At 59.8% G+C, this 7,803-nt stretch carries 4 protein-coding genes and 1 pseudogene; 2 read left to right on the forward strand and 3 right to left on the reverse strand.

Features of this window, described 5'->3' with window-relative positions; all coding sequences use genetic code 11:
* Positions 1–2,185: 2,185 nt before the first annotated feature.
* Positions 2,186–2,985 (reverse strand): annotated as a pseudogene (locus C446_RS20785) (eCIS core domain-containing protein); the annotation flags it as partial.
* Between the two features lie 262 nt (positions 2,986–3,247).
* On the opposite strand from C446_RS20785, the gene C446_RS20575 reads away from it, so the two are divergent.
* A complete protein-coding gene (locus C446_RS20575) occupies positions 3,248–4,387 on the forward strand; it encodes a hypothetical protein (RefSeq protein WP_394295205.1) in 1,140 nt (379 codons plus the stop codon).
* Here the strand turns inward: C446_RS20575 and C446_RS19880 are convergent.
* Positions 4,372–4,710, reverse strand: coding sequence for a hypothetical protein (locus C446_RS19880; protein ID WP_006672173.1), 339 nt, complete (start codon positions 4,708–4,710; stop codon positions 4,372–4,374). The two genes, C446_RS20575 and C446_RS19880, sit on opposite strands and share 16 nt — an antisense overlap.
* Before the next feature lie 428 nt (positions 4,711–5,138).
* Between C446_RS19880 and C446_RS19885 the strand changes: the two genes are divergently transcribed.
* The gene (locus C446_RS19885) at positions 5,139–6,299 is read left to right on the forward strand and encodes an ATP-binding protein (protein WP_455349917.1); all 1,161 of its coding nucleotides are present in this window, start codon (positions 5,139–5,141) and stop codon (positions 6,297–6,299) included.
* Between the two features lie 560 nt (positions 6,300–6,859).
* On the opposite strand, the gene C446_RS05955 is transcribed toward C446_RS19885, so the two are convergent.
* Positions 6,860–7,711 carry a hypothetical protein gene (locus C446_RS05955; RefSeq protein WP_204365908.1) on the reverse strand — a complete coding sequence of 284 codons (852 nt, stop codon included), beginning with the start codon at positions 7,709–7,711 and terminating at the stop codon, positions 6,860–6,862.
* Positions 7,712–7,803 lie beyond the last annotated feature (92 nt).

Genomic DNA, 7,803 nt, shown 5'->3' on the forward strand with positions numbered 1-7,803 from the left:
GCCGACTCCGGAGACGCCGTGTCGGCCTCGGCCCAGTCCACGCCAGGGTACGTGCTCGGAGTGTGATCGACGCAATTTCCTGCTGTCTTATGCATGTCTTTCCTTCGGCGATTTTGTTCCGCTGATACCACTGTTTATGTTGAAAACACGTCAATTGTGATGTCTCAGCGAGTAGTCACCTGACCAGGCCCCCACACTCGAGGGACGTGTTCAGGCGGGGTCCCAGGATGTGATTTCTGCCTCGCTAGACCAGTAGTTCTCGTAGAGGTTGAAGGCAGACTGTGAGNGTGAGAGGAACCCTTTGTACGATCCCCACCCGGAGACCCGGAACCCGGCAGGCGGTTGCAGTCCCATCAACAGGAAGCAGTCCCGGATCTGATAGGCCAGATGCGAGACGACGTAGTGCTGGAAGGAGTCGATTTCCGCCGGATCGAAGGCCATCAGTTCTACCCGCACGTCTGGTTTCCGGCCGACCCCCGGCTGGCCGCCACGTTCGTACTGTTCGTTCCCCGCTGAGTCGTAGTGAAGCACGTGCATGTCGGAGACGGCTTCGACATCAAAGAGCAAGTCGTCCATCGCTTCCTGTGGCACGTCCCCATTGGCGGCGACTGCCGGTGTGTCCGGATCACCATCGAAGCGGGCGAGGAACTGATCGAGTACCGGCGGCTCGAACGTGAGTGGATCAGGCTGGATGTAGACGTCTTTCTCGTAGATGATTGTCTCGTCGGGATCGGCGTCCTCGAACGGCAGCTCAACCGGCTCGTCGTTGTAGTGGCGCTGGAGTTGTTCCTCGAGATCCCCGAAGTACTCGGTCTGTCTCTTATACACATCTNGGCTGGATGTAGACGTCTTTCTCGTAGATGATTGTCTCGTCGGGATCGGCGTCCTCGAACGGCAGCTCAACCGGCTCGTCGTTGTAGTGGCGCTGGAGTTGTTCCTCGAGATCCCCGAAGTACTCGGTGAACTCTTCGGATGACAGTGCTGCGACTGCCAGCAGGCCGGCCATCAGCACGTCGGGGTTTTCTCGGCGTTTGAGTGTCTCGTAGCCGCGTTCGCGGTAGACGTGCCACTTGGCGAACCGACGGACCTGGCCTGTGTGTGCGTTCTGGGTGTTCGTCCGTTTGGCGGACTTATCGGGATAGCCGTCCTGTTCGTGGTACTTGATTTTGCCCGACTCGTCCATCTCGATGAGATGTTCGACATCGTTGTTATCTCTAAGATTAACACCGATACGCTCTGATTCACCTGTGATTACAGCTTTCATAGTTAGACATGACCTCCTTCGGCATCACCAGTCGAGTCGCCCTCGCCAGTGTCGGCAAGTTCGTCGAGATCCACTTTGCACTCTTCGAGCCACTCTCTGGCGTCGTCGCGGACAATCTCGAAGATTTCGGCCGCACGTTCTTCCAGGGAGCCGTTAGTCTGTGTCCAGACGTCCTTGAGGTCCTCGATGCTCGAAATCTCGCCTTGCCGGAGTTGGGAGATTGTCTGGACCATCCGCTCGTTGACGTCGAACTCTTTGGCCTCTGCACCGACGNTCCTTGAGGTCCTCGATGCTCGAAATCTCGCCTTGCCGGAGTTGGGAGATTGTCTGGACCATCCGCTCGTTGACGTCGAACTCTTTGGCCTCTGCACCGACGTCTTTGGCGGTCAACACGTCGCCACCATCGAATGCCTCGGCGAGATTGGCTCCTTCCAGCAGCTTCGTGATTCCGGTCGCGACCAGCAGCGGCTTGGCGATCGTCCAGGAGATATCGTCGATTTTGTCGGTCTCGACGTCACCGCTGAGCTTTCTTCGCTGGTCTTCGGTCAAAGCAACGTCCTCGAGTTTGTCGTCGAGTTTCTCGCTCAGTTCTTTGAGATCGCCTTCGAGTTCCTGCTCGGTCCGGTCGATCCGTTTCTGTAACTCGGCCGCCACGGCATCAGGATTGTCCATCTGGGCGATCTCTAATTTCGTCTGGTCTTGCTGTTTCTCCACGATGTCGTCGACGATCCCCGAGAGGTATTCGAGTTGGAGGCGGTTATGTGACTCACGGTGGTCGCTGATATCGCCGTCGTCTATCTCCGCTTCGAACATCGCCATCGCTTGGAGTGCCTCGTCCTCGGCAACCCGCTGAATGTGCACGTCCGTCCCCATCCGACTGACCGTCAGTGGCTCCTCACCCGACAGCGCCTCTTTGGCNCGCTGAATGTGCACGTCCGTCCCCATCCGACTGACCGTCAGTGGCTCCTCACCCGACAGCGCCTCTTTGGCCGTCTGGTCGGCCTCCCGCTCGAGTTGCGGGTCGGGATCGATCTCGAGGTCCGCATTTGCTTGCGGCATCATCGAGATGGGCGCGCCGCCGTGTTGCTGTTTGACGTGGGCGAGTTCGTGGGCGAGCAAGAACTGTCCCTCTGGAGAAGATGGGTCGTACTCGCCAGCGTTGAACACGATCGCGTTGCCACAGGTGAATNGGCGTCGATCGCGTCGGCCGCTTCGGCGGCTTTCGGGCCCGTGTGAATCTGGACATCCGAGAAGTCGGCGTCCATTCGGTCCTCCAGCGCCTGCTGGACGGTGCCATCGAGTGACTGACCCGAGTCTGCGAGGACATCCAGCACTGGCTCCGGAACCCCGTCGGGATCAGTGTCGGTGCCTTTGACCGCGCGATAGATGTGAGACTGTGCCTCCGGACCGTAGCCCCGACTCTCGAAGGACTGGGGCGTCTGCTCGTGGAACTGCAGTTGCGTTCTGTCCGCCGACTCCGGAGACGCCGTGTCGGCCTCGGCCCAGTCCACGCCGGGGTACGTGCTCGGCGTATCGGTCAGCGGATTCCGCGTCTGTGGTGGCTCCAGTACGGGACTGCTGGCCGCCGGCTGTCTCGTGGCCGTCTCCCCGTCGCTCGAGCGCGTTCGTGCCGACGCGGTCGACTGTTGCGTTTTCGTCTCCTGGTCCGAGCTCGTCGTTCGGTCCCGGTCGGACCGTCTGCGACTCGTGTGCTCACCCATTCAGACCCCCTCACAGCGAAGCGACGCCACAACTTTTCTTCGATCCGGGCGAGGTAAATTCATTGAGTGTCAATTCAGAGTGGCGAATAATAACTGTTTCTCTCACCACGGACCGGTTCAATCGAAACCATGATCCGGCCTCCGTCGTGTTGCACTGGAGTCTCCACCTCCTACTAGACCAGCATCCTCTACACCTACGACAAAATATTTTGACGAAGCTCCTATCACAAAACGTTACTTCTCCGAAACAGAAACGGTGTCCATGTACGACCATTTCGGTGATCACCTCGAGGCGGAGTTCGAGCGTCTCCTCTTCGTCCTCGAGTCGATCCTCGAACGCCGTCTCGCGGCCGATGGGGCGGGGGCACTGTCCGAGGGGGATGCGACCGGACCGTCGACCCCGGAAATCGGGCGCGAACTCGCGACGATCGGCTCTCGAATGCGATCGCTCACCGGTGAGAGCCAGCGCGCCGATCGCGAGGAGTCCGCACTCGCACACCTCGATCGTGAACGGTTTGCGGAACTCACGGCTGCCATCGAGACCAACGTCGAGGAGGCTAGAGAAGCCGGAGTTTCGCTCCGGCTCGATCACCTCGCGACCGAGTTCGACCTCTCGCGGACGGATCTGGACGTGCTCTTGCTCGCCCTCGCACCCGTGTTCGACCGGAGTATCGGCATCGCCTACGGCAACATTCAGGGTGTCGACCAGCCACGACTCCCGACCGTCGACCTGCTCGAGGAGATTCTGGTCTTCATGTACGACGACGAGTCGGAACCCGAAGACGAGGGATCGCCAGGCAACTCCCTCTCGCCGTCGTCGCCGCTGTTCCAGCACGCATTGGTCGACCGACTCTCTCGAGACCCAGGGTATCCGGAGAGTTACGATCTCGTCACCGTCGACGAGCGTATCGTCAAATATCTCAAAGGCGATGACAGTCTCGACCAGCGCCTCGAGGAGTTCGTCTCGGTCGAACGACGCGACCGCTCGCTCGCAGGGCTCGTCTTCGACGACGACACGACCGCGAAACTCACTGCGATCGACGCTCGCAGCCGTGCCGCCGACGACCCGACCGTCTTCTACGTCTCCGGCGAGGACGGCACCGGGAAAGACCGGCTCCCCGCTGCGCTCACCGGGTCCAAAACACCTATTCTCCGGGCCGACGCCACAGACGTTCTTCGCGACGAGGACCTGCGTACCCGTTTGCTACGCGAGGCAACCCTCCAGGAAGCCGCGATCCACCTCGAGGGGCTCGAGGCGGTTACGGGCGACGATGGCGGGCCGACGATCGACGAGGAGGGCGGCGAACTCGAGATTACGACGGGGGACGGGGTCTCCGTCGACACCGTGGTCGAACGCCTCGACGATGCCCCTGNTTGCCAGCCCGCTCAGAGATGTGTATAAGAGACAGGTGGAAACCCGACGTCGACCTCGAGACCCACCGCGTCGAGACGGTCCACTGTCCGTTCCCGGAGTACGAGACGCGACTGGCGATCTGGGAGGAGTACCGCGAGGAGTTCGCCGACGACTATCTGCTCAGTAACGTCGCGACGAACTTCCGGCTGCCACAGCGGGACGTTCGTCGCGCGGTCGAAACCGCACGATATCTCTGTCGAACCGGAGCCGATGCCGCGGACCTTGAGGATGTCGACGACATAGACGACCTCAAAGACCAGCGTGACGCCGACCTGTTCGCCCCCGTCGAGGAAGCACTCGAGCGCGAGCACCTGTACGAAGCGTGCAAGCGATACTCGGCGAGCAATCTCGAGGCGCTGGCGGAGCCNTGTTCGCCCCCGTCGAGGAAGCACTCGAGCGCGAGCACCTGTACGAAGCGTGCAAGCGATACTCGGCGAGCAATCTCGAGGCGCTGGCGGAGCCGATGGAGCCGGGGTACACGTTCGACGACATCTATCTCAACGACAAGCCCAAGACCCATCTGCGGGAACTCTGTGGCCACCTCCAGTATCGGGGGCAGGTCACCAGCGAGTGGGGGTTCGGCGAACCCGGGGATCGTGGCGACGGCGTCGTCGCTCTGTTTTANGGCCACCTCCAGTATCGGGGGCAGGTCACCAGCGAGTGGGGGTTCGGCGAACCCGGGGATCGTGGCGACGGCGTCGTCGCTCTGTTTTACGGCCCGCCGGGAACCGGGAAGACGATGGCCGCCGAGATTATCGCCAACGAAACCGGCCTCGATCTCTACCGGGTCGACCTCTCTCAGATCGTCAACAAGTATATCGGCGAAACTGAGGATCGACTCGGCGCACTGCTCGAGGAAGCCGAACGCTCGAACGCCATCCTGTTGTTCGACGAGGCCGACTCGCTGTTTGGCGAACGGACCGATGTCGGCGACTCGACCGACCGTTACGCCAACAACGTCACCAACTTCCTGCTCCAGCGTCTCGAGGCGTTCGACGGGATCGCTCTCCTGACGACGAACAAGCGCTCGGGGATCGACGCGGCGTTCAAACGTCGAATCGCTCACTCGATCCACTTCGACGTGCCACAGGAGCGTATCCGCCGGCGGATCTGGCGAGACATATTCCCCGACGAGGCTAACGTCGACACCAGCGACTTCGACTACGGGTTCCTCGGCCGTATCGTCGTCACGCCAGCCGTCGTTCGAAAGATCGCCAAGTACGCCGCCTACATCGCGGCCACCGAGGCCCACGATGGCCACCCCCTCGAGGAGTCGTCGACCGATTTCGACGGCGTGACGATTACGTTCGATCACGTGATTCTGGCGCTGCAGTACGCCGAGGAGGCCGGCGGCGTCGCCATCGAAAGCGAGTTCTTCCAGTACGAGGACAAACTACGCAGCTACGAGAACCACGGCGTCAGCAGGGAGTGGGAAGCAGAACTCACACGAAAGTACGGCGACGAAATCGGCACCGACTCGAGGACGCCCGATTCGAGTGGCGGAGAAAACGGCTCGGATGGCGAAAACAGCCCGGCTGCCGACGGGTCCCACTCGGGGACTCCACCGACCGATGGGAAATCCCCCGAAGCGGTTGTCACCGAGTTCGTCTCACGGTTAGCCGACGGTGACGATAGTGCACACGAGTTGTACCACCCCCGGACGAATGCGGACGAATTCAACAGTAAGGACCTCGCAATACTGGAGCACGGCGACATTTCGATCGGCAGCGATATCGAACGCATTCGTGACGCCCCAGATCAAGTCCTGCTGGGACTCGATCAGGAGTTGACTGCCGAGGACATCCCTGAACGGCCCGATGGGGTTCCGACGAACGCGGCCTACGAGTTACGTCCGGCGGAGGGTGAGGGATGGCGTATCTTCTCGATTTCGGAACGATAGTCTCCGTCCTCCCGTCTTTCTAACACGCCCGATCGAGTTCCTCTCTCTCACGGATGCTCGCGAGCGGTGACTCGAGGGCGACTCACAGCGCAATCAGTACCAGGAACCCCTCAGCGGTCGCTCCAATCGCCAGGACTGGGCCCAACACTCCCGCCGACGAATTGCCATTATCCAGGTTTCCAAGCGTGCTCAGGTCCCAGCGGTTCACCTTCAAGTCGTTCGTACTCCGCTGAATGTGCATCTCTGCCGCCCGATTGCTCATCCAGGAGCTGATCAGCGGCTCCTCGCTAAATAGTGCCTGCATCGCGGCACCCACCGGGAGTTATGGGTCGGAGTCGATCTTCAACTCGGCGTCGGGTCTGGCCATCATTGCGAGTTGCCCGCCGCCGCCGTATTACTCATTGCTGTGCGCGAATTCGTGCGCCAGCAGAAACTGTCTCCCCGTCGAACTAGTACCGCTCTCGTCTGAATTGAACACGATCGAATTGTCAACGAGCACGGTTCGGGTCTACTGTTCTCGAGAGTCTTCAATGGCCACTGTCGTTGTGTTCTAAGCGTTCCTAAGTGTCGAAAAGCGAGAGGAACTCTTTGACTCCCGTCTCGATTTCCGGATGGTCTTCGAGGCCGAGTCCGACAGTGTAGCCCGGAATGTCTGCATGCAGTTGCGTGTAATCGTATTCGTACCGACCGTCCATCTGATACCGTGCTGCAAACTTGTACTTCCCGAAGCCGAGGACGCGGTATTCTTCGGGAGGCTCTTCGCCCATCGAGATCCAGAAGTCACGTACCTGGCATCTCGTCTGGTGGACGACGAGTTGCTGGAACAACTCGATGGAGGGAAGCGGTACCGGCTGGAGGTCGATCCGAGCGTCCGGAACCCGCTCGGCGTCTTCAGGTGGTGACTCGAGATCGTCTTCGTAGCCTTCGTTACTGGGAATAATTGGCTGCACCTCACCCGTCTTTTCGATACTGTCGGTCTCGTCGAGCCACACGTCGATATAGTGTGCGTTGGCTCCCTGAACTGAACTAATGAGACCTGCCAACCTATTGCTGCCGTCAGTATCGAGGGACTCGGCAACAGCCTCGTAGAACGCTCCGAAGTACTCTTCGAACTCGTCCGGTGAAAGCCCCTCGATGGCCTCCCCGACCGCCTTAATTCGAGGCAGATTTTCGTCCCATCGGAGGGTGTCGTATCCACGTTCCTCGTAGACGTGCCACTGTGCGTACCGGCGTGCCTGAAGCACGTGTTCGTTGTTTTCGGGAGTACGATTGGCTGTGTTATCCGGATAGCCATCCTGATTGTGGGCAGTTATTTCTCCATTGGATTTTCGAATATCGACTACATGTTCTACGCCATTATTGTCAATGACGCTCAGACCCAACAGATCGTCAGTTTCCCCTGTAATTTTCACATCCATAGCCCGTTGCACGCTTTCGAAATTAGCTCCGACCTATCGCGGTGTAGTCACTAGCGTCTAAAATAGTCACTTTAACTAGACTAGAA

Origin of the sequence: Halobiforma nitratireducens JCM 10879 (assembly GCF_000337895.1) — an archaeon.
GTDB lineage: Archaea > Halobacteriota > Halobacteria > Halobacteriales > Natrialbaceae > Natronobacterium > Natronobacterium nitratireducens.